Origin of the sequence: Nonomuraea mangrovi (genome assembly GCF_042681425.1) — a bacterium.
Classification (GTDB): Bacteria; Actinomycetota; Actinomycetes; order Streptosporangiales; family Streptosporangiaceae; genus Nonomuraea; species Nonomuraea mangrovi.
Genome location: NZ_JBHUFV010000046.1, coordinates 85,867 through 106,491 on the forward strand (window position 1 = coordinate 85,867; position 20,625 = coordinate 106,491).

Annotated in this window: 18 protein-coding genes; 11 read left to right on the forward strand and 7 right to left on the reverse strand. The window is 72.5% G+C overall.

Translation table 11 applies throughout. The features are described from left to right. The first annotated feature begins 428 nt into the window (after window positions 1-428). Window positions 429-1,451, forward strand: coding sequence for an RNA polymerase sigma-70 factor (locus ACFSKW_RS29900; RefSeq protein ID WP_379575808.1), 1,023 nt, complete (start codon window positions 429-431; stop codon window positions 1,449-1,451). A gap of 43 nt (window positions 1,452-1,494) precedes the next feature. On the opposite strand, the gene ACFSKW_RS29905 is transcribed toward ACFSKW_RS29900, so the two are convergent. Further along, the gene (locus ACFSKW_RS29905; RefSeq protein ID WP_379575809.1) at window positions 1,495-2,325 is read right to left on the reverse strand and encodes an alpha/beta fold hydrolase; all 831 of its coding nucleotides are present in this window, start codon (window positions 2,323-2,325) and stop codon (window positions 1,495-1,497) included. A gap of 67 nt (window positions 2,326-2,392) precedes the next feature. Here ACFSKW_RS29905 and ACFSKW_RS29910 point away from each other — a divergent pair, with 67 nt between their 5' ends. Next, entirely contained in the window at window positions 2,393-3,046 is a 654-nt protein-coding gene (locus ACFSKW_RS29910) for a TetR/AcrR family transcriptional regulator C-terminal domain-containing protein (RefSeq protein WP_379575810.1), read from the forward strand. Window positions 3,047-3,070: 24 nt separating this feature from the next. On the opposite strand, the gene ACFSKW_RS29915 is transcribed toward ACFSKW_RS29910, so the two are convergent. Further along, window positions 3,071-3,763, reverse strand: coding sequence for a hypothetical protein (locus ACFSKW_RS29915; protein ID WP_379575811.1), 693 nt, complete (start codon window positions 3,761-3,763; stop codon window positions 3,071-3,073). A 112-nt stretch (window positions 3,764-3,875) separates the two neighbouring features. On the opposite strand from ACFSKW_RS29915, the gene ACFSKW_RS29920 reads away from it, so the two are divergent. Then, on the forward strand, window positions 3,876-6,026 hold the full coding sequence (locus ACFSKW_RS29920) for an MMPL family transporter (RefSeq protein WP_379575812.1): 2,151 nt from the start codon (window positions 3,876-3,878) through the stop codon (window positions 6,024-6,026). Window positions 6,027-6,047: 21 nt separating this feature from the next. On the opposite strand, the gene ACFSKW_RS29925 is transcribed toward ACFSKW_RS29920, so the two are convergent. From ACFSKW_RS29925 to ACFSKW_RS29940, 4 genes are all read right to left on the reverse strand, one after another. After that, window positions 6,048-7,760 carry an ABC transporter ATP-binding protein gene (locus tag ACFSKW_RS29925; protein WP_379575813.1) on the reverse strand — a complete coding sequence of 571 codons (1,713 nt, stop codon included), beginning with the start codon at window positions 7,758-7,760 and terminating at the stop codon, window positions 6,048-6,050. Next, window positions 7,757-10,369: an ABC transporter ATP-binding protein/permease gene (locus tag ACFSKW_RS29930; RefSeq protein WP_379575814.1), complete on the reverse strand. Its 2,613-nt coding sequence runs from the start codon at window positions 10,367-10,369 to the stop codon at window positions 7,757-7,759. Before ACFSKW_RS29930 ends, ACFSKW_RS29925 begins: the two co-directional genes overlap by 4 nt. Next, window positions 10,369-11,025, reverse strand: a complete 657-nt coding sequence (locus ACFSKW_RS29935; protein ID WP_379575815.1) for a TetR/AcrR family transcriptional regulator — start codon at window positions 11,023-11,025, stop codon at window positions 10,369-10,371. The genes ACFSKW_RS29930 and ACFSKW_RS29935 overlap by 1 nt, the downstream gene beginning before the upstream one ends. Before the next feature lie 130 nt (window positions 11,026-11,155). After that, entirely contained in the window at window positions 11,156-12,109 is a 954-nt protein-coding gene (locus tag ACFSKW_RS29940) for an AIR synthase related protein (protein WP_379575816.1), read from the reverse strand. 50 nt (window positions 12,110-12,159) lie between these two features. Between ACFSKW_RS29940 and ACFSKW_RS29945 the strand changes: the two genes are divergently transcribed. The 8 genes from ACFSKW_RS29945 to ACFSKW_RS29980 all read left to right on the forward strand — a co-directional run bounded on the left by ACFSKW_RS29945 (window position 12,160) and on the right by ACFSKW_RS29980 (window position 19,915). Further along, window positions 12,160-12,900, forward strand: coding sequence for a phosphosulfolactate synthase (locus tag ACFSKW_RS29945; protein WP_379575817.1), 741 nt, complete (start codon window positions 12,160-12,162; stop codon window positions 12,898-12,900). A gap of 48 nt (window positions 12,901-12,948) precedes the next feature. Further along, entirely contained in the window at window positions 12,949-13,824 is an 876-nt protein-coding gene (locus ACFSKW_RS29950; RefSeq protein ID WP_379575818.1) for an XcbA family protein, read from the forward strand. Then, entirely contained in the window at window positions 13,809-15,131 is a 1,323-nt protein-coding gene (locus ACFSKW_RS29955; RefSeq protein WP_379575819.1) for a class-II fumarase/aspartase family protein, read from the forward strand. Before ACFSKW_RS29950 ends, ACFSKW_RS29955 begins: the two co-directional genes overlap by 16 nt. Beyond that, window positions 15,128-16,021, forward strand: coding sequence for a 1-aminocyclopropane-1-carboxylate deaminase/D-cysteine desulfhydrase (locus ACFSKW_RS29960; protein ID WP_379575820.1), 894 nt, complete (start codon window positions 15,128-15,130; stop codon window positions 16,019-16,021). The genes ACFSKW_RS29955 and ACFSKW_RS29960 overlap by 4 nt, the downstream gene beginning before the upstream one ends. Beyond that, window positions 16,018-17,463 carry a lyase family protein gene (locus tag ACFSKW_RS29965; RefSeq protein WP_379575821.1) on the forward strand — a complete coding sequence of 482 codons (1,446 nt, stop codon included), beginning with the start codon at window positions 16,018-16,020 and terminating at the stop codon, window positions 17,461-17,463. The genes ACFSKW_RS29960 and ACFSKW_RS29965 overlap by 4 nt, the downstream gene beginning before the upstream one ends. A gap of 13 nt (window positions 17,464-17,476) precedes the next feature. Then, window positions 17,477-18,838, forward strand: coding sequence for a YlbE family protein (locus ACFSKW_RS29970; RefSeq protein ID WP_379575822.1), 1,362 nt, complete (start codon window positions 17,477-17,479; stop codon window positions 18,836-18,838). Then, window positions 18,835-19,230: an OsmC family protein gene (locus ACFSKW_RS29975; protein WP_379575823.1), complete on the forward strand. Its 396-nt coding sequence runs from the start codon at window positions 18,835-18,837 to the stop codon at window positions 19,228-19,230. The genes ACFSKW_RS29970 and ACFSKW_RS29975 overlap by 4 nt, the downstream gene beginning before the upstream one ends. Window positions 19,231-19,465: 235 nt before the next feature. After that, window positions 19,466-19,915, forward strand: coding sequence for a hypothetical protein (locus ACFSKW_RS29980; protein ID WP_379575824.1), 450 nt, complete (start codon window positions 19,466-19,468; stop codon window positions 19,913-19,915). A 25-nt stretch (window positions 19,916-19,940) separates the two neighbouring features. Here the strand turns inward: ACFSKW_RS29980 and ACFSKW_RS29985 are convergent, their stop codons facing one another. After that, window positions 19,941-20,522 carry a helix-turn-helix domain-containing protein gene (locus ACFSKW_RS29985; protein ID WP_379575825.1) on the reverse strand — a complete coding sequence of 194 codons (582 nt, stop codon included), beginning with the start codon at window positions 20,520-20,522 and terminating at the stop codon, window positions 19,941-19,943. Window positions 20,523-20,625 lie beyond the last annotated feature (103 nt).

Here is a 20,625-nt window from a genome sequence, read left to right on the forward strand (position 1 = left end):
GGCCGCGGGTCAGCCGGCCTCGTCCATGCCCGGCACGTGGGCCCCGGACGGCACCCCCGCCGTGAGATACGCGTCGTAGTAGACCTTCCAGGAAGGCGTCATGCCCGCGAAGGCGGGCCGCCCGCGTTCGGGACGGGCGCGGGCTCTATGAAGGCGGGGCCGCGCACTCGCCGAGCTTGGTGACGAGCTTCGACCCGACCACCACGATCTTCATGTCGAACCCTTCTGTACGCCGGGGCCCTGCCGCCTTCGGTCGCCAGCTAAGACCGGGCAGCCTCCCCGCCTGTGACAGCCTCAGCGAAAATTTCCGAGTCGTGAGGGGCAGCGGGGCCGTCCCGTAACGCGGCACCCGAGGGGCAGGCGGCAGCCGAAGTGGCGGAAAGATGGAACCACCGGCGGTGTGTGGGACACCGGCGAATCAGGGGGCGATGACAGTGGCAGATGCCGTGGCGGAGAGCGGATCCGGCGGGCCGGAAGGCCTCGAACAGGCCGCAGAGGTCTTCGCCGGCGTGCGGCCGCGCCTGTTCGGGATCGCGTACCGGATGCTGGGCAGCGTCGCCGAGGCCGAGGACCTGGTGCAGGACGTCTGGCTGCGCTGGCAGGCCTGTGACCGCGCCGCGGTGGTCAACCCGGCCGCGTTTCTGGCGACGACGGCCACGCGGCTGGCCATCAACGCCGCCCAGTCCGCGCGGGTCCGCCGCGAGGCCTACGTCGGCCCCTGGCTTCCCGAACCCGTCGACACCACCGCGGATCCACACCTCGGCGCCGAGCGCGGCGAAGCTCTGGAGTTCGCGGTCCTGCTCCTGCTGGAACGGCTCTCGCCCACCGAACGCGCGGCATACGTGCTGCGTGAAGCGTTCGACTACCCCTACCGGCAGATCGCCGACATCATCCAGCTCAACGAGGCGGCGGTCCGCCAGCTGGTCAGCCGAGCCCGCAAACACGTGCTCCGCGGGCGCCGCGCGTCCGTGACCAAAGCGGAACAGCGCAGGCTGCTGACGGCCTTCGTCGCCGCCGCCCGCTCCGGCGACCTGGGCGCGCTGGAAGAGCTCCTGGCCGCCGACGTCACCAGCTACTCCGACGGCGGCGGCGCCGTCCGTGCCTCTCGCATCCCCGTCGTCGGCGCATTCCGGGTGGCGAAGTACGTCAAGGCGTTCGCGAACCAGTTCTGGGACGGTGTCGAAGTGGCGTGGGCCAGCACGAACGGACAGACCTCCGCCCTGTTGCGCCGCGACGGGCAGGTGTTCACCGTCCTCACGGTCAGCGCCTCCGCGCAGGGCATCGACCAGGTGCTGTGGATGATGAACCCGACCAAGATCACCGCAGCGTCGCCGCGCCATGACCTGCCGCGAGACGCTGGTCGCGGCGAGCCTTCAACCGAGCTGCGGACCGTCCTTCACGCTCACCCGATGCCGACGTCCGGGCATCACGCAGGACCCGCAGGGTGGTGACTGAGCGTCGACCTGGCCACCGGCGCGCGGAACTCCGCCACAGTCACAAGATCGGCGGGAGAACCCTGCCGGCCAGATCCTGCACGATCCGGGCGACCTGCGCCGGATGCTTCAGGTCGGCGCCGTGGTCCCGCCCGCGCATCACCACCCGTTCGGCGCTCGGCATCACCCGCTGGAGGGCGTCGAGCCGCTCGACGAGGTGCGCCGGGCTGCGGTCTCCGCCGAGCAGGATCACCGGAACCTCGATCGTGGCGTAAGCGCCGAGGCGAACACCCAGCCGGTCCAGCGCCTCGAGGTCGTCGAGCTGGCACGGCACCAGCCTGCGGTAACGGGGGACAAGGGCCGTGAGCCGGCCCGCCAGCCGAGCCTGCAGGTCCGGCAGCCCCACGGTGTCCCGCATGAAGATGGTCATCGCCTGGCCGGGCCTGCCTGCCTCCATCGCCGCCCGCGCCCGCTCGAGCACCTCGCCGCCCGCGCTCGCCAGCGGCGGCCCTGTCACCGCGGCCGGCTCGAAGATCACGGCGCCGGCGAACGAGGACGGCGATGCCACCAGGGCTTCGAGGGCGACGACCGCGCCGGAGGAGTGGCCGTAGAGCACGGCCGGTGAGCCGGCCGCCCGCGCCACCGCGAGGACGTCCTCGGCCTCCTCGGCGACGGAGCACGGTGAGCCCTGCCGGAGATCGGTCTTGAGATCCAGCCGGTACTGCCGGCGGTGCAGGCGCAGCACGCGAAAGCGCCCGGACAGGAGCGTGGCGACCTTCTGGAGCCGGGTCCCGTCGTCCAGGCCTGGCCCGACCATCACGATCGGCGGGCCCTGCCCATCGTCGTAGGCGCGGACCTCGGTGCCGTCGGCCGAAACGGTCGTGAACATCATGCCCCCGGTGTGGCCGAGAGTTCCTTAGCACTGCTAAGCCTGACTTAGCGATGCTAAGGTGTCAACCGTGCGCGCGAGCAAGCGGCCAGGTCTGACCCGGCAGACGTTGATCGACACCGGGTTGAGGCTGCTCGACGACGTCGGGCTGGAGGGGCTGACGGTACGCAGGCTGGCCGCCGAACTGGGTGTCCAGTCGCCGGCCTTGTACTGGCACGTCCGCACCAAACAGGAACTGCTCGACGGGATGGCCGACGCGATCGTCAGGGCCGCCGGGATGGGGCCGCCCCGCGACGGCGAGCCCTGGCAGGAGTGGCTCACCCGCCGTGCCCGCGCCTACCGCGCCTCCCTGCTCGCCCACCGCGACGGCGCCCGCGTCGTCGTCAACGCCCGGCAGTTGAGCCTGGAAGCGACGCGGATGTTCGACGACGAGCTGACCGCCATGGTCGGCTGCGGATTCACCCCGGTGCTGGCGCTGCGCACGATCACGGCCGTCAGCCACTACGTCACCGGCTTCGTCCTCCAGGAGCAGAGCGTGCCTCGCGAGCAGGCCGACACCCCGCAGGACCGGTTGGCCGCGCTGGCCGACGTGCTCGAGGGCGGCGCCTCGGCCACCCTGCTGCGGGCCGTCCGCGAGGGCGGCCCCCCGCTCGGCGAGGACGCCTTCGAACACGGCCTGCGGACGCTCGTCAACGGCACCGCCGCCGCCCTGTCCGGGCCTTAGCCCCGCGTGGACAGGGACCGCGCGTCAACGCGTCCATGGAGGGCAGTACTCCACGTGGATGTCCTGTCCACCGCCCGGATCCAGATGCGGCCAGTAGAACAGCCGGCAGACGTGGTAGTTGCACGCGCCAGAGATGTACAGCGACCTCGCGGCAGCGACCGGCCCCTCCTTCGCCACGGCGAAGAAGTGACGGGCCGGCTCCCTGAACGCCGCGGCGCTGCCGGTCAGGAACAGCGTCTCGGCGTGCACACGCTGGTGGAGCGCGTCCCTGTTCTCGTGGAAGTTCAGGGCCCGGTAGTCGATGTCCTCGTCGGCGGGCAGGTCGGCGTCCGGGACGCTCGCGGTCCGGAGCTCGTGCGGAGGGCTCCCCGCGGTGATCCGCGCCCGCAGCCGCTTCCAGCGTGACGGTGGGAACTGCAACGAGTGGTGGGCCAGCACGAGGTCGAGCGGCCGGTCCGGGCACCTCTCCTCCCGGTCGAGGTCGGGGTTGATCCCGGGGGCGGGCGGGGTGGAGCGCATCGGCAGGTATGTCAAGGAGCGCGGAGATCGCGCGGCGAGCAGCCACAGCGTGCCGATTCGCCGGCCGTCCACCCGGTCCACGTACATGGCGTAGTGGCGGCCGTCGTCGTAGAGAGCCCCGTTGGTGAGAGGTCTGGCCGGGCGGATCACCCGGTACTCCTCGCCCTCCATGCGCACCCGCTGGACGATGATCTTCATCCGCACGGGTCACCATCCAACACGATGTGGGCTCGCGGGGTGGAGTCATGGTCACACTCGGGTCCAAGGCCTGTCACAGGGGCGCTGAAGATCGTTTTGTTTCGCTGGGGCCATGGAGAGAATCTCGGCCTGGGTCCTGCGCCGTAAGCGACTGGTCACCCTGCTGGCCTTACTGGCCTTTCTCGTCGGCATGGGCGCGACCCCGATCGCGATCCAACGCCTGTCGGAGGAGTACGCCCACCCGGGGATGCCGGCCTTCGAGGCCAACCAGGAGATCGTCAGGATCTACGGCAACGGCGGCCACCAGCGGCCCTTCGTACCGGTCGTCGTGCTGCCGCGCGGGCGGCGCGCGGACACGAGCAGGGAGGCGATCGGGCGTGCCTTCGCCGCCGTGGCCGCGAAGCTGCCCCAGGCACGTGTCGTGTCGTATGCCGACACCGGTGACCCCGGACTGGTCGGCGCCGACGCCCGGACCACGTTCGGGCTGGTCTTCCCCGGCACCCACTCCGACGGCAGCCCGCCGGGCGGCGGCCTGGGCGAGACGCCCGACGAGAGCCCGGCCATCGTCGAGGCGATGATCCCGCACCTGCCGGCGGGCACCCGGGTGCACGTCACCGGGCTGGACACGCTCGCCCCCAGCGTGGACGCCGGCGGCGTGGACGTGCCCGCCAAGATCGGTGTCGGGGTGCTCGCCGCCGTGATCGTGCTGTCGCTGGTGTTCCGCTCGGCGCTGGCGCTGGTCCCGATCCTCATCTCCGTCCTGTCGGTCTTCGTGTCGTTCATCGTGATTCTGCCGCTCACGCTCATGATGACCGTGCACGACGTGGCGCTGACCACGATGCCGCTGCTGGGCCTGGGCATCGCCGTGGACTACTCGCTGCTGCTGGTGGCCCGCTGGCGTGAGGAGCAGGCCGGCGGCGTGCGCGGCGACGAGGCGGTGCACCGGGCCATGGCGGCCGCCGGACGCGCGGTGCTGTTCAGCGGCGCCGCGGTCGCCACCGGGCTGGTGACCATGGTGGTGCTGCCGGTGCCGTTCCTGCGCAGCCTGGGCATCGCGGGAATGATCATCTGTGCGGTGAGCGTGGCGGCGACGCTGACCGTGCTGCCGGTCCTGCTCGCCCTCACCGGCCGGCGGCTGGACCGCCGCGGCGCTACCGGCGCGCGGTTCGCCCGCGAGGCCGCCGCGGGGCGGGCGTGGTCGGCCTGGGCCCGCGGCGTGGTACGGCTGCGCCGGGCCGCGATCCTCGGCGCCGGCGGGCTGCTGCTGGCTCTGGCCGCGACCGGTCTCGGCGTCAACCTCGGCCTGCCGGAAAGCCGTCACCTGCCGGCCACCGGCCCCGGGCACGAAGGGCTGGCCGCGCTCACCCTGGCCGGCATTCCCACGGGCGTGATCACCCCCATCGACGCCCTGGTCACCGGGGATTCGTTCGGCGTCGTCGACCGGGTCAGGCAGGTGGAGGGAGTGGCGGCCGTGCTCGCGCCGGAGTCGTCCGCCTGGCGGCGTGACGGGAGCGCGGTCATCTCCGTGCTGCCGGAGGCCGAGAGCGGCGCCGTCGACGGCGAAGCGACCGTCACCCGCGTCCGCGCCGCCGTACCGGAGAGCGTGCTCGTCGGCGGGAACGCGGCACAGAGCATGGACTTCCGGGCTCACACCTACGGGGCGGTCCCATGGATGCTGGCCATGATCGCGCTGGTCACCTTCGTGATGCTGGCCCGCGCGTTCCGGTCGCTGCTGCTGCCGGTCAAGGCGATCGCGCTCAACCTGCTGTCGCTCGGCGCGGTGATCGGCGCGATGGTGCTGCTGTGGCAGTTCGGCTGGGGCACCCGCGAGATCCTCGGCATCCAGCCCACCGGATCGATCGGCGAGTTCGTCCCCCTCACGATCTTCGCGTTCCTGTACGGCCTCAGCATGGACTACGAGGTGTTCATCCTGGCCCGCATGCGCGAGGAGTACGACAGGACCGGCGAGACCCGCCACGCGGTCGTCGAGGGCGTCGGCCGCACCGGACGGCTGGTCACCTCCGCGGCGCTGATCCTGTTCGTCTCGTTCGCGGCCCTGGCCATGACCCCCGAACTGGACGTCAAGGTCTTCGCCAGCGGCCTGGCGCTGGGCGTCCTGCTGGACGCCACCCTCATCCGCGGCGTCCTCCTCCCGGCGGCCGTGGCGATGATGGGCCGGTGGAACTGGTGGCTGCCCGCCTGGGCCGCCCGGCTCCTTCGTGTCCCGGCCTCCCCGCTCAAGGACGAGACCCCGGCGTTGTGAGCTCCCCTGGGGAAGGCCCGGTCAGGGAGTGGGAGTGGCGACCTCGGTAAGCGTCCAGCCTGCCGCCCGCTCGCGCTGCCGCCAGTAGGCGGCGAACCTGCCCTCCCGGGCCAGCAGCTCGGCCGGCGTCCCCGACTCCACCACGCGCCCCGCCTCCAGGAAGATGATCTGGTCGGCGCGGGCGATGGTGCTGAGCCGGTGGGCGATGATCAGGGTCGCCCGCTCCCTGCCGCTCGCCTCCAGAGCGCCGACGACGGCGCGCTCGTTGCCGGTGTCCAGCGCGGCAGTGGCCTCGTCCAGCAGCAGGATGGGCGCGTTCTTGAGCAGGGCGCGGGCGATGCTGACCCGCTGGCGCTCCCCGCCCGACAGGCTCGCGCCCCGCTCGCCGACCCGGGTGTCCCAGCCGTCGGGCAGGCGCTCCGCCAGCTCGCCGAGCTGGGCCGCCGAGGCCGCCGCCCGGACCTGCTCGTCGGTGGCCCGCGGGTCTCCCAGCCGGACGTTGTCGCGCAGGCTCGCCTCGAACAGGTAGACGTCCTGGAAGACGATGCCCAGCCGGCCCATCAGCGCGGCCGGGTCGAAGTCCCGCACGTCGTGGCCGTCCACCCGGATGCTGCCTGAGTCCACCTCGTGGAAGCGGGCGATGAGGGCCAGCAGAGTGCTCTTGCCCGCGCCCGACGGGCCGACGACGGCGGTGGTGGTGCCGCGTTCCACGGTGAAGGAGACTCCGTCGATCGTGGCGCGGCCAGGCTCGTAGCCGAACCGCACGTCGCGCAGTTCCAGGGCCGGAGCACCGGGATCCGGTGCCGGCCGGGAGCCGTCGAGCACGGGTGCCTCGAGCAGGTCGCGCACCCGGGCGAGCGTCCCGCGCAGGTTCTGCAGCGCGGGGGACAGGTCGGCCAGGGTGGTGAACGGCTCGACGAAGCGGACGGCGACGATGACGAGGGCGACGATCTCGGGGGTCCCCAGCTCAGCCAGCACGGCGGTGGCCACCAGGGCGAGCAGGACCGCCTGCGATGCCAGCCCGAACATCAGCTGCCCCGGCAGGCCGTACCCGATCAGACGCAGCGCCGCCGCGCGCTGCCCGGCCAGCGCCCTGCCGACGGCCGTGCCCTTCGTGCCCGCGCGGCCGGCCGCCCGTAGCGCGGGCTGGGCGAGGGCCAGCTCGATGATGCGCTCACCCGCCTCGCCCGACGCCGAGGCGTAGGAGTCGTCCGCGGCGCGCACGCACCGCATGCTCGCCCACAGGGCGCCCAGCAGCAGCGGCACGGCCGCCAGCGCCACCAGGCCCAGCGCGGGGGCGACCGGCAGGAGGCCCAGCCCGACCAGCGCCGGGGTGAGCAGCGCGTTGGCGGCCGGGGTCACCAGCCACGCGACCGCCTGGCACAGCTCGCGTCCCGACGAGGTCAGCGCCCGCCGCCCCTCGGCCTTCCGCTCGGTGGTGAACCAGCCCAGCGGAGTGCGCTGCAACCGGTCGACCAGCCGGTTCTCCAGGCCGCCAAGCAGCTCGAAGCCGATGGCGAAGCCGGCGTCCGCGACGCGGTGGTCCAACGCCCAGCCCGCCGCCACGAGCACCGTGAGCGCCGCCACCCAGAAGAGCGCGTCGCCGCCGGAGAAGAGCGCCGACAGCAGCGGGACCAGAGTCAGCACGGCCCCAGCTCTGACCACGGCGCTCGTCGCGAGCAGGCAGGCGTAGCGGGTGACCGCACGACGGTCGTCGATCAGGCTCAGGATCATGCGGTCACCTCGGAGGACTGGGCGGCCTGCCACAGCTCGCGGTAGAGGCCTGCCACGGCCAGAAGTTCAGGGTGCGTGCCGCGCTGCACGACGCGCCCGCCGTCGATCACCACGATGGCGTCGGCGCCGGCGATCGTGTGCAGGCGGTGCGCGATGACCAGGACGGTACGGCCGGCCACCAGGCGGCTGAGCGCCTGCTGCACCTGGTGCTCCGACTCGGGGTCGGCGAAGGCGGTCGCCTCGTCCAGGACGAGCACGCTGGGATCGGCCAGCAGCGCCCGGGCGATGGTGATCCGCTGGGCCTCGCCTCCGGACAGCCGGGCGTGCGTGTCGTAGCCGTCGGGCAGGCGCGTGATCCGGTCGTGGATGTTGGCCGCCCTGGCCGCCCGCTCCACCTCTTCGCGCCTCGCCTCCGGCCGGGCCAGCGCGATGTTGTCGTGCACGCTGCCCCGGACCAGGGAGACGTCCTGGAAGACGAAGCCGACCTTGCGGTACAGCTCGGCCAGGGAGAGTTCGCCGAGCTCGACGCCGTCGAGGGTGATACGCCCCTCGGCCGGGTCGTGGAAGCGCGCCAGCAGCGCGGCGAGGGTGGACTTGCCCGCGCCGCTGGGGCCGACCAGCGCCGTCACCGTGCCGGGAACAAGCTCCAGATCGATACCCTCCAGGACGGCGTGCCGCCCGTCGTAGCTGAAACCGACGTTCTCGAAGCGGACCGTGTGGCGCTCGCCCTGCGGGGAACGGGGCCGGTCCGGCTCGGCCAGTTCCGGCTCCTCCAGCAGCAGGCCGATGCGCTGGGCCGCCGCCTGCGCCTCCCTGATCGAGCCCATGCCGTACGCGGCGCTCAGGAGCCGGCTGCCGAAGGTCACCCCGAGCAGCAGGAACGGCAGCAGGTCGGCCGCGCTCAACAGGCCGCCTTCCAGCATCAGACCGCCCGCCACGATGATCAGCAGCAGGGAGGTGAGCGGGCGGGTCACCAGGTCGACCAGGGTCTTGCGGCTCGACAGCGGCCGCTGCCAGGCCTCGAGGAAGCGGGCGCGCTCGGCGAGGGTGGCCCGGAAGCCGCCCGCAGGACCGGCGTCGTAGGCGCGCACCACGGCCAGGCCGTCCAGATAGGCGACCGCCTCCGAGCCGACCCGTGCCTCCCACGCCGTGAACCGGGCCAGCTGCGAGGTGGAGGCCTGGACCATTCGGGCGCTCAGGACGAAGAAGACCAGCAGCGGGATCAGCAGGGCGGCGGCGAGCCGGCCCGAGACGGAGAACAGGTAGGCCAGCACGGCCAGCGGGGTCACCAGGGCCGCCACGACGTCGAGAACCGCGTGGGTCACCAGATAGTGCAGGTCGGCCGCGTCGTCCTGGACCGCCTGCTTGATCCTGCCCGAGCTGTGGGCGGTGAACCAGCCCAGGGGGAGGCGGGACAGCTTGTCCACCACCTTCACCCGCACCTCATGGCCGAAGCGGGCGTCCAGCACGTGCATCGCCACGACCAGCAGGCCTGCCAGGGCCGCGCCCGCGCCCATCAGGATCAGGGCGAGCACGCCCAGTTCGGCCAGGCGGGTTCCGCCCGCCAGCAGCCTGCGGCACAGCTCGACCAGTAGGACGTAGGGGGCGAGCTGGAGCAGCGAGACCACGGCCTGGAACAGGCCGGCCAGCAGGAGACGGGTGCGCAGCGGGGCCAGGAGGTGCGCGCCCGCCCGCGACCGCCACCGCCCGCGGCCGGACGTTCCTGGCCGCGTGCCGCGTGGCTGGTCGGTCGCTCCATCGCGGGGCGCGGACGGCTCCCGGTCCACGGCTCCCTCATGGGGCGCGGACGGCTCCTGGTTCACGGCTCCCTCACGGGGCTCGGCAGGTTCCTGGTCCACGGCTCGCTCGCGGTCGACCCCCATCGCCTTGCCTCGGGTCCAGTACGCCCTGCCGTGCATGTCCGGCCTGGGGAAACCGAGCTCCTTCAACCTGGCCCTGACCTGCTTGGCCGCCGCCGTCTCGCCGGTGACCCAGGCGTACCAGTTCGACCAGTCCCGCTCGCCGATCGCGCGGGCCAGCGTGGCCGGGTCGCCGGTGGTCCGCAGCCACGTCACCGTGCACCGCGGATGTGCGGTGATCGGGATCTCCCCGTCCTCGTCGTGGAACCGCTCCAGCAGCAACTCCACCGGCGTCGTGTCCGGCACCGCGGTGAGGATCGCGTTGATCCCCGGCAGCGAGGCCGCGTCGCCGACCAGCAGGTAACCCTCGGGCGCGGGGTAGGGGGCGGCGAAGTGGGTGGAGGCCCACCTCGTCACCTCGACGGTGTCGCCGACCCCGGCCCGTCCCGCCCACGCGCACGCAGGACCCGCCGGCTCGTGCAGCAGGAACTCCAGGCTGACTCGCCGCAGGCCAGGGTCGGGGTCGACGAGGGTGTAGCCGCGCTGGTGCTCGCGTCCAGGACGGTCGGGATCGGGCGCCCACAGGCGTACCCAGGCGGCCGGCTCGATCGGCCCGCCGTCGAAGAGGGTCGGCGCGTCGAACGTGATGCGGCGAAAGTGCGGGGTGATGTCCTGGACGGCCACGACGGTGAGCGTGTGGTCCTGCGCGCCGAACGCCTTGGCGACAGCGCCGCCGTACCCTCTCGCCATCAGCCGGCCGTCCCCGGGACCGTGATCGGCCGGCCGGGTGGGAGTCGGGCGACCAACCCCTCGGCGGCCGCGGTGAGCATCAACACGAAGAAGTCCTCCGGAGTGTGCGCGGGAATGCCCGCCTGGGCTTGCCGCACGAGTGCCGAGCCTGCCATCGCGGCCAGCGCCTCGTCGGTGGTCTCGGAATCGAGGTGGGCCGCGCGCTCCTGCTCGGCCACGGTGACCCCCAGGGTGATGGTGGCGATCGCGGAGCTGAGCACGGTGGCGGCGGCAGGGTCGTAGCCGCGCCGGCCCAGGGCGGTGATCTGGTGCTCGAGGAGCCGGATGCCCGATGGCCCGCGCGGGAACAGCCGCTGGAGGTACTGGGCCGTGCCCGGACGCCCGAGCGTGAACCGCCGCAGTTGCGCGGCGAAGCCGACGAGGTGGGCGACGGTGGGTTCGGCCGGGTCGTCGACGAGGATCAGATCCTCCAGGATGGCCTCGCCGACCAGGCTCTCCAGCGCCGAACGGCTCGGTACACGGCGGTAGACCGCCGCCGTCGTGACGCCCAGCGCGTCGGCGACGCCCTGCACGGTGAGCTCGGCCAGACCGATCCGCGTCCCTGCGCGGACCACGTCACGGAGGGTGAAGGCGGCCGTGCGCCCACCGGTTTTCATAGGTAAGCCTTCCCTTAGTTATGGGCCATAACTTAGAGGAGGGATCGGCCTGGCGCAAGGGTCTGGTGGCGGGCCTGGAGGATCGCAGCCGCCGGGCAGACGCGTGGCTCCGCCGGGGGCCGCGGTACGGCTAGCGCACGCCGAGCCCTGTCACCCTGACCCTGGTCAGGTCGAGGGCCGGGAGGGAGCGCCCGCCGGCGGTGAGGGTGATCACGCCTGTTCCGTCGATGCCGCCGACCCTGGCGGCCGACAGGCCACGGGAGGTGAAGGCGTGCACGCAGGCGTTGGTCTGGCCGCGCTCGCAGGTCAGCAGGAAGCCGTAGCAGGGGAAGCACGTGCACCACCACGCCAGCGGCACGTCACGGGGCGCGGGGAGAGCGGCCAGACCGACCTCCGCGCCGAACGTGCCCCATTCGAGGAGCATCGCGAGGGAGCCGACAAGTCCGGCCATGCTGATGTCCTTGGCCGCCACCGCCAGGCCCTTCCTCGCGATGTCGGCCAGGAGGCGGACGTCCCCCGCGAGATCCTGTCCGCGCTCGTCGAAGGAGGGGAAGAACGGGAAGTCCTCGCGCATGACGCCGTCGGTGCAGGCGGCCACGACCAGGTCCTGCCCCTCGCGCACGTGCGTGGTGGAGAGCAGGGCGTCGGCGGATCCGACGGCGAAGGCGGAGATCGAGGGGGCGGCGTCGGCGGAGATCGTGAGGTGGCCGCCGACGATCGGCACGTCGTACAGCCGCGCCGCCTCGCGCATGCCCTCCAGGGCGGAGCGCGCGGTGGCCTCGTCCGCGACGACGGTGTCGACGATCCCCAAGGGCAGACCGCCCATCGCGGCCACGTCGTTGACGTTGGTCAGCACCGCCGCCACACCCGCGCCGTAGGGGTCGGCGCGCACGAACGGTGGCCACAGCGCCTCGCCGCAGGCGATGACCGTGCGGCCGTCCACGTCGACGGCGGCGCCGTCGTCGCCTGGCCCTTCGACCCAGCCGGAGGCGCCGAGCACCTCCGACACCAGCCCGATCGAGCGCTTGGCGCGGATCGCCGGGCTTGCCGCCACTGCCGCGACGACGTCGTCGAGCTCGGCCATGAGAGCCCGCCTCTTGTCGGAAAGTAAACAGAAATCGTAACATAGACAACGTGGGACCTGGTTTTCTCGCACTACCCACCGTGGCGGGCCGTACCCACGTCCTGGACAGGGGCCTCGCCCCCGATGCCGTTGCCGGCGTGCTGGAGCTCACCGGCGAGCACATCGACGTCTGGAAGTTCGGCTGGGGCATCGCCTACCTCGATCGCGGTCTCGACCGGAAGCTGTGGCTGTTGCGCGAGCATGAGGTCATCAGCTGCCTGGGCGGGACACTGCTCGAGATCGCCTGGTCACAGGGCAAGTCGGAGGAGTGCCTGGCCTGGGCCGAGCGCGCGGGTCTGGACGCCGTGGAGGTTTCCCGCGGAGTCGTCGAGATGGACCTGGACGACAAGCGCGAGCTGATCAAGCGGGCCTGCCAGGCCTTCACCGTGTTCGCCGAGACGGGCCGCAAGGACGCAGGGACGGCCGTTGAGGCCGGCGAGTGGCGGGAGGAGATCGCCGAGGACCTGGCCGCCGGCGCCGCATGGGTGATCACCGAAGGCAGGGAGAGCGGGACGGTCGGCATCTACGACGGGTCGGGCCGCCCCCGGCAGGACATCGTCGAGGCCGCCGTCGACGCGGCCGGCATCGAGCGGGTGATGTTCGAGGCGCCCCGCATGGCGCAGCAGGCGTGGCTGATCAACCGGTTCGGCCCCGCGGTCAACCTCGCCAACATCGCGCCGGACGACGTGCTCCCGCTGGCCACGCTCCGGCGGGGACTGCGAGCCGACACCGCAGCGCTGTCGCTGCGATGAACCCGAACGATGACCTCGAACGATGACCCCGGACGATGGCGCCGGACGATGACGCCGAACATGGTCCCGAGTGCCTACCGCGGCGTTTCCGTGGCACGCCTCGGCAGGATGGACGGGCGGCTCCTCCTCGGGCGGGAGGCCTACCGGCGCACGCGGTTCGTGGTGGTCCGCGACGAGCGGGGCGGCACGACGTTGCTGCGGGTCGAGAAGGAGTCGGAGGTGCCGCTGTTCTCGCCCATCACGAAGATCGAGGTGCTCGCGTCACCGGAGGAGTGCGCCTACGTCGTGGCGCCGGAGGCCGATACGGCGGTGCCGTCCACGCTGGCCCGCATCGCGCTGACGCGGGCGCAGGGCGTCAGGGCCGTGGTGGTCGAGGGCAGGTACGGGCATGTCAGCTTCATCGTGAACCCCGACCCGTTGCGGCTGGCCGTACAGGAGATCGTGCCTCCGGAGCCGCCCAAGCTGCTCGACCAGGTGCGGCGCCTGCTCGCGGTGGCGGAGGACCTGCCGCCCATCGTGCCGGTCGCCGACACGGTCGGCTTCGAGGAGCTCGCGGCGCGCGCCCCGGCCGAACGCTATGTGCTGCCGTGCGGCGGGTCGGGCGTGACCGTCGGCGATGTGCCGGCGGCCTACCTGGACCGGCGGCCCGCGCTGGAGAAATGGACCCTCCTGGGATGCGCCAGGTCGCGGGAGATCCACGAGTGGTTCTACGGCGAGCCCGCCGCGGCCACCGTCGAGATCTGCCCCAGGGCGCGCGGCCGCGCCTCCGGCGTCCCGACGCTCACCAAGTGCTGCCTGCTCGAGGACCGGATCGAGCGATCCGACGGGCTGGTCGTCGTGCCATGGGGCGCCACGCTCGGTCAGGTGCGCGCCGCCCTGGAACACCTGGCGCGCGGATGGGAGCCGTCATGGCGACCCGTCTGACCGAATCGGCCGAGTACGCTCACCTGTGGAGCACGCCGAGGCTCCGCGCCGTCTTCGACGAGCGGCTGCAAACCTGGCTGGACATCCTGGTGGCGCTGGCCGCGGCGCAGGCCGAGCTCGGGCTGATCCCCGCGGCGGCGGCCGGTCAGATCGCCGAGCACGCGCGGGCGGAGCGCCTCGATCTGGAGTTCGTGGCCGCGGAGACGCGGCGCACCTCGCACTCCACGCTGGGACTCATCCGCGGACTGCAGCGGTTGCTGCCCGAGCCCGCGCGGGAGTACGTCTACTACGGAGCCACCGTCCAGGATCTCACCGACACCTGGTTCGGGCTGGTGATGCGGGACGTCGGCAGGCTCGTCCAGGACGACCTGACCAGGACGCACGGGTCGCTGCTGCGACTGGCGGCGCTGCACCGCGACACGGTCATGAGCGGGCGCACCCACGGCCAGCCCGGCGCCCCCATCACCTTCGGCTTCAAGGTCGTGACCTGGGCCGACGAGGTGGCACGCCATCTCGTGCGGCTCTCCGAGGGCGCCGAGCGCTGGTCGGTGGGCCAGCTCGCGGGGGCGGTCGGCGTGCTGGGCTTCTTCGAGCCGCATGGCCAGGAACTGCGCGGGCGCTTCTGCGCCCGGCTCGGACTGCACGATCCGCTCCTCTCCTGGACCTCGGCGCGCGACCGTGTGGCGGAGTTCGGGACGGTCCTGAGCATGGTCGCGGCCACGCTCGCCCGCATCGGCGACGAGGTCTACGAGCTGCAGCGACCGGAGATCGCGGAGCTGTCGGAGCGTACGGCGCAGGACGCCGTCGGCAGCATCACCATGCCGCACAAGCGCAATCCCGAGACCAGCGAGCATCTGGACACGCTGGCCAGGCTCGCCAGGGCGGCGTCGAGCGTCCTGGTCGAAGGCATGACCGGCGGGCACGAGCGGGACGGACGTGCCTGGAAGGCCGAATGGGCGGCGCTGCCCGATGTCGCGCTCGCGGCGGGCACGGCCGCCGCACTCGCCGCCGACCTCGTCGACGGCCTGGTCGTCGACGCCGACCGCATGAGGGAGAACCTCGGGAAGACCAGCTGGGCGTCGGAACGCGTCCTCGCCGAGCTGTCGAGGCACCTGGGCAAGCACCGTGCCCAGGAGCTGATGCAGGAGGCGCTCCACACGGACGCCGACCTCGTGACCGCGCTCGCCTCCAGCGGCGTGGCCGACCCGGCCCGCCTCGCTCGCTGGACCGCACGCCCCGAACTCGCCACCGCGGCGGCCATGGTCGACGCGGTGGTCGCCCGCGGCACTCCAGGAGTCCAGCGATGAACCCGCCGCGCCGCCGCCTGGCCCTGCTGCCCACGCCGCTCCAGCGGTTCGCCGGCATGTACCTCAAACGGGATGATCTCACTGGGTTCGGGCTCGCAGGCGCCAAGGCACGCGCCCTGGAGTACCTCCTTGGCGATGCGCTGGCACGTGGCGCGGACGTGCTGGTCACGGGCGGTTCCCCGGCCTCCAACTTCGTCGCGGGAGCGGCGCTGGCGGCGTCGGTCTGCGGCATGGAATGCGAGGTGCTCGTCTCCGGGACGGCCGGGGAACAGGCGCCCGCCACCCTGGACCTGGTGCGCTGTTCGGGAGCGAAGGTGCACCTCACCGGCGCGGACAGGACCGAGCTCGACAAGCTGATCGGCGAGCGCGCGGCGCACCTGCGTGATCACGGCCGCACTCCCTACGCGATCCCGCGCGGCGGCGCCACTCCCGTCGGCGCGCTCGGCTTCTCGCATGCCGCGCAGGAGCTGGCCGCGCAGCTGGCCTTCGACGAGGCGATCGTCGTGCTGCCGGTGGGATCGGGGGCGTCGATCGCCGGACTGCTGGTCGGAAGGGCCGCCATCGCGGCGAAGTGGCGCGTCTACGGCGTGTCGGTCAGCCGGCCGCTGCCCCAGATCCGGAGCGAGATCCTCGGCCTGGTCGCGCGCATGGGCCACGAAGGGGTGGCCGGCTGGGAACTGATCGACGCGACAGGTCCGGCGGACGACCAGGACGTGCGCACCATGCTGGCCGCGTTGCGCGCCGACGGCGTGCTGGTCGACGCCAAGTACGGCACGAAGACGCTGGCCGCCGCCGCGCGGCTGCGGGCCGCCACGCGGACTCCTCTCGTGCTGTGGCACACCGGCGGCCTTCCCGCCGCGCTGGACCTGCTGGCGAGGGCGGCGACATGACCGGCGGGCCCGCGGACGAACTGGTGGCGGCGGGCTACGCGTGGGAGGCGGCCGACGCGCCCTGGCTGCACGCCGCGCTGGGCCTCGCAGACCTGGCCCACGGCGTCGAGCTCGCCGACCGGGACGTCCTGCCCGCCAGGGTGCGCGGCCCGCTGCTGGGCGCGCTGCTCGACCTGGCCGCCATGCCCGCCGAGGCCGTCGGCTACGACCCCCGCGACGGCGAGCCGTACACCTCTCGCGAACGTCACCTCACACAACGCATCGGCGACGACGCGGGGTGGCTGCGGGCAGGGCGGACCCGGCGCGAGGCCGTGCGCACCGCCTTCCGCATCCGGGTGCGAGGGCAGATCCTCGACCTGGTCGAGGACGCCGCCGGCCTGGCGGCGTGCCTCGCCGACCAGGCGGAGCGGCACCTCGGCACCCTGATGCCCGACTACACCTACCTCCAGCAGGCGCAGCCGACCACGTTCGGGCACTACCTGCTCTCCTTCGCCGACCCCGTGCTCCGCGACGCGATGCGGCTGTTCGCCGAGTTCGGGCACGTCAACGCCAGCCCCGCCGGGTCGGGGGCCGCCAACGGCTCGCGCATCCTCGACGACCGCGACGCGACCGCCCGGGTGCTCGGCTTCGACCACGCGATCACGCACACCCGCGACGCCATGTGGCAGACCGACCCGTTCACGCACGTGATGGCCGCGGCCACAAGCCTTCTCCTCACCCAGGACAAGCTCGCTGAAGACCTGGAGATCTTCGCCAGCGCCGAGTTCGGCTTCGTCGAGCTGGCCGAGGGGTACGGGCGCCCGAGCGTCGTCATGCCGCAGAAACGCAACCCGTACTCCCTCACGGTCGTCCGCGGCACGGCGGGCGTCATGCTGGGCCGCCTCACCGGCCTGACCGCCGTCATCAAGACCCCGTCGGCCCGCAGCGACAACCTCATCTACCTGTACGGCGAGCTCCCGCGCTCCCTCGACCTGGCCCACAGGACCACCCGCCTCACCACCGGCGTGGTCCGCACGCTCGAGGCCGACACCGCGCGCATGCGCGGCGCCCTGGACACCGCCTTCACCCAGGCCGCCGACCTCGCGGAGCTGCTCATGTGGCGCTTCGGCGCCGACTACCGCACCGCCCACCGGGTCGTCCAGCACGCCGTACGGCAGAGCGGCGCGCTGGACGCCGCGGCGATCGCGCGCGCGGCCACCGAGGTCGTCAGCGCCTGCTGGTCGCTCGACGACGAGGAACTGCGGGTGAGGCTCACGCCGGAGGCCCTGGTCGCCTCGCGCACCGGCCTGGGCGGGGCCGCGCCGCAGGCCGTGATGCCGATGGTCGAAGGGGTCCGCGACCAGGCCGCCGAGCTGAGTCAGGACGCGGCCGCCCGCCGCGCGGCGCTCCACGCGGCGCAGGACGCCATCCGCGCCCGCGCCGCCTGCCTGGCAGGACGCTGAGGAGGTGGCGACGATGGAGGTCGTCAATCTGGGGCTGCGAGCATTCGCCGACGCGGTGGCGGCGCAGGGAGCGGCGGTGGTCCACGTCGACGCAAGACCGCCGGCGCGCGGCGATCCGGTGCTGGTGCGAGCGCTGACGGACCTGTACTCCGCCGACCTGGAGAGCGCGAACGCCGACGTGACGGGCAGGCTCGACAGGGAGGTTCCCTCCGTGGTCGACGTCCGCCCGGCGATCGACGTGGTCCCCGGGATCGGCGACCGCACGATCCTGCACGCCGGGCCGCCGATCGTCTGGGAGGCGGTGTGCGACCCCTTGCGGCGCTCGATGCGGGCCGCGGTCGTCGCCGAGGGCTGGGCCGACGACCTGGCAGGAGCCGAGAGGGCGCTGACCGGCGGACAGGTCGAGCTGGCCGCGGCCAACGAGCACGACAGCGTGGTGCCGCTGGCGACGGCACTCGGCCCGAGCATGCCGGTCTGGGTGGTGGACAACCCCGCGGGAGGCACGCGCGCCTTCGCCCCGCTGGGCCAGGGTCCCGGAGACGTGGCCTGGCTCGGCAGGGAGTCGGCCGCGGCCGTCGAGCGGCTCGTCTTCCTCCGTACGGTGGCAGGTCCGCTGCTCAAGGAGATCGTGTCGCGGACGGGGCCGATCGACACGTTCGCGATCGCCGCCCAGGGCGTGCAGATGGGCGACGACGTGCACATGCGCGTCCAGGCGTCGACCAACCTCCTGCTGCGCTCGATGCTGCCCGCGATCGCCGCGCTCGACGACGCGGTACCGCTGGCCGCGTACCTGTCGGCCAACCACCTGTTCTTCCTCACCATGGCGATGGCCGGCGCGAAGGCGCTGACCATGTCGGCCGAGCGCGTGGCGGGCTCCAGCATCGTCACGACCATGGCGCGCAACGGCACCACGTACGGCGTGAAGCTGGCGGGGGACCGGCGGTGGTTCGTCACCGACAGCCCGCCGGTGGAGGCCGCGCTGTTCCACGCCGGGTACGGGCCACCAGACGGCGCGCCCGACATCGGCGACAGCGCCGTGCTCGAGCTGGTCGGGCTGGGCGGCGCGGCGACGGCGGGCTCGCCGGCGGTGGCGGCGTTCCTGGGCGGGACGATGGCCGACGCCGCCCGGGTCACCGGCGACATGCGCCGGATCTGCGCGGCGGAGAGCACCAGGTTCAAGCTGCCCGTGACGGACTTCCGCGGCACGCCGCTCGGCGTGGACGTGCGCAAGGTCGTCGAGACCGGGATCACGCCGCGGGTGAACACCGGCGTCCTGCACGCCCGCGACGGATCCGGCCAGATCGGCGCGGGCGTGGCCACGGCGCCACTGGCGGCGTTCCAGGCGGCGCTGCTGGCCCTGGCGGAGGCCCGATGAGCACGCGCACGGTCGGCGCCCGGTGGCGGGGCGGATACCGGGTCACCGTGACCGCCGGTGGTTTCCGGTTGCCGGTCGACGAGCCGGAGAGCGCGGGCGGCACCGACACGGGACCGCAGCCCACGGACTACCTGCTGGCGGCCATCGCGTCGTGCTTCGCGCTCGCGCTGGTGCACAGCGCGAGGAAACGCGGTGAGGAGCCGGCCGCGGTCGAGGTGAGCGTCACCGGCACCTACGACGGGCCGCGCTACAGCGAGATCGCGATCGAGATCGTCTCCACCCTGACCGGCGAGCAGGCGGAACGTCTCATCGAGGCCGCGCAGCGGGTCTGCTACGTCACCAACACGCTGCGCGAGCCGCCCCGGATCACCTTCCGCCACACCACGCGTTAGGAGCGTCTTCCCGGGGTGGGGCTCGCCGGCGGACACGCCGTGCCCGATGGAGCACCGGCGGCAGCCCGGCATGATGCGTGGCAGCATCCTGCCGAATCGAGGCAGTCCTGCCACTCGTGGTCGATGTCCCGCCTCGGGCACCCTGATGGTCCGCACCGGAACCGCAGGCGAGGCCCGGCCGGCAGATCGCGGAACTGACCAGGTCGTCCCGCCAAAGAAGATGAAGAGGAGTCCCATGCAGGTGATGAAAAGGGCCGGAACCATGGCCGGTGCGGTCGCACTCGCCGGGGCGGTCGTCCTCACCACGGCACCCGCGCACGCCGAGCCGGTCAAGGGCCCTTCCTGCGGTGCGGGCTTCTACCTCCAGGAGTCCCACAAGATTCGGGATACCGGCGCGGGCCGTGTGGCCGGGGTGGTGTACCTGTACTACAACACGTCGACCGGCTACAACTGTGTGATCACCCGCCGTGACAAGGACTTCAGGACGGACAGTATCGCGGCGACGGTTCGGCGGTCCGGTGACAATGAGCTCTCCCGGGACAAGGGCTACCGGAGCTACGCGGGTCCCACCTACCTGCACGCCAAGGGCCAGTGCGTCAAGTTCGGCGGTCAGTTGGTCGGGCGGTTCCCCTTCGGGAATCGCTCCAAGGCCGAGTGGATCAGCGGCTGGGGCCACTGCGGCTGACGGGGGCGCCCAAGGCGGGCGCTCTCTAGCCGTTGCGCAGGGCGATCCAGATCGCCTTGGCCGGGTGGTCGCCGTCGTTGGCCCAGCGATGCGGCACCTCGCCCGAGAAGTGCAGGGAGTCGCCCGCGGACAGCGAGAAGGTCTGATCGCCCACCTGGAAGGTCAGCGTGCCCTCGGTGACGTGGACCAGCTCCTCGCCCGGATGCTGCATGCGCTTGGCGCCGCTCGACGCGCCGGGCGTGACCGTCGCCATGGCGGCGGCCGTCTGGAACTGCCGGTAGGAACCGGTGATCCCGGCCAGGGCCAGGCCCTCGTGCGGCGTGTAGACGGTGGGGCGCCGATCGCTCGGCGTGTAGTGCACCGGCTCCGGCGGCTGGTCGTCCTCCTCGACGAAGTAGCGGACGGGGACGCCGAGCGCCGTCCCGAGCTTGAGCAACGTGGTGATCGTCGGAACCATCCCGTTGCGCTCGATCTTGTGGATGGCGGCGGCGGACACGTCGCTGATGGTGGCCAGCTGTTGCAGGGAGTGGCGCTGCGCCGTACGGAGCGCGCGCAGTTTGGGACCGATCTGGCTGACGATCTCGTCGACCTGATGACCCTCGGTCATGAAATCCCCTCGTCATTGACATCACGAAGCGCCATGCAGGATAGTCAACGTGAAGTCCTCTATAATGTATGGATATTGTGCCGTACGGGCGGGAGCTGAGTCC

Coding starts and splice junctions, on each gene's coding strand:
- ACFSKW_RS29965 (WP_379575821.1), top strand. CDS start 16,018: ATGACCGGCGGGCCCGCGGACGAACTGGTGGCGGCGGGCTACGCGTGG.
- ACFSKW_RS29915 (WP_379575811.1), bottom strand. CDS start 3,763: ATGAAGATCATCGTCCAGCGGGTGCGCATGGAGGGCGAGGAGTACCGG.
- ACFSKW_RS29970 (WP_379575822.1), top strand. CDS start 17,477: ATGGAGGTCGTCAATCTGGGGCTGCGAGCATTCGCCGACGCGGTGGCG.
- ACFSKW_RS29900 (WP_379575808.1), top strand. CDS start 429: ATGACAGTGGCAGATGCCGTGGCGGAGAGCGGATCCGGCGGGCCGGAA.
- ACFSKW_RS29925 (WP_379575813.1), bottom strand. CDS start 7,760: ATGATCCTGAGCCTGATCGACGACCGTCGTGCGGTCACCCGCTACGCC.
- ACFSKW_RS29935 (WP_379575815.1), bottom strand. CDS start 11,025: ATGAAAACCGGTGGGCGCACGGCCGCCTTCACCCTCCGTGACGTGGTC.
- ACFSKW_RS29975 (WP_379575823.1), top strand. CDS start 18,835: ATGAGCACGCGCACGGTCGGCGCCCGGTGGCGGGGCGGATACCGGGTC.
- ACFSKW_RS29985 (WP_379575825.1), bottom strand. CDS start 20,522: ATGACCGAGGGTCATCAGGTCGACGAGATCGTCAGCCAGATCGGTCCC.
- ACFSKW_RS29980 (WP_379575824.1), top strand. CDS start 19,466: ATGCAGGTGATGAAAAGGGCCGGAACCATGGCCGGTGCGGTCGCACTC.
- ACFSKW_RS29960 (WP_379575820.1), top strand. CDS start 15,128: ATGAACCCGCCGCGCCGCCGCCTGGCCCTGCTGCCCACGCCGCTCCAG.
- ACFSKW_RS29940 (WP_379575816.1), bottom strand. CDS start 12,109: ATGGCCGAGCTCGACGACGTCGTCGCGGCAGTGGCGGCAAGCCCGGCG.
- ACFSKW_RS29905 (WP_379575809.1), bottom strand. CDS start 2,325: ATGATGTTCACGACCGTTTCGGCCGACGGCACCGAGGTCCGCGCCTAC.
- ACFSKW_RS29955 (WP_379575819.1), top strand. CDS start 13,809: ATGGCGACCCGTCTGACCGAATCGGCCGAGTACGCTCACCTGTGGAGC.
- ACFSKW_RS29930 (WP_379575814.1), bottom strand. CDS start 10,369: ATGGCGAGAGGGTACGGCGGCGCTGTCGCCAAGGCGTTCGGCGCGCAG.
- ACFSKW_RS29950 (WP_379575818.1), top strand. CDS start 12,949: ATGACGCCGAACATGGTCCCGAGTGCCTACCGCGGCGTTTCCGTGGCA.
- ACFSKW_RS29920 (WP_379575812.1), top strand. CDS start 3,876: ATGGAGAGAATCTCGGCCTGGGTCCTGCGCCGTAAGCGACTGGTCACC.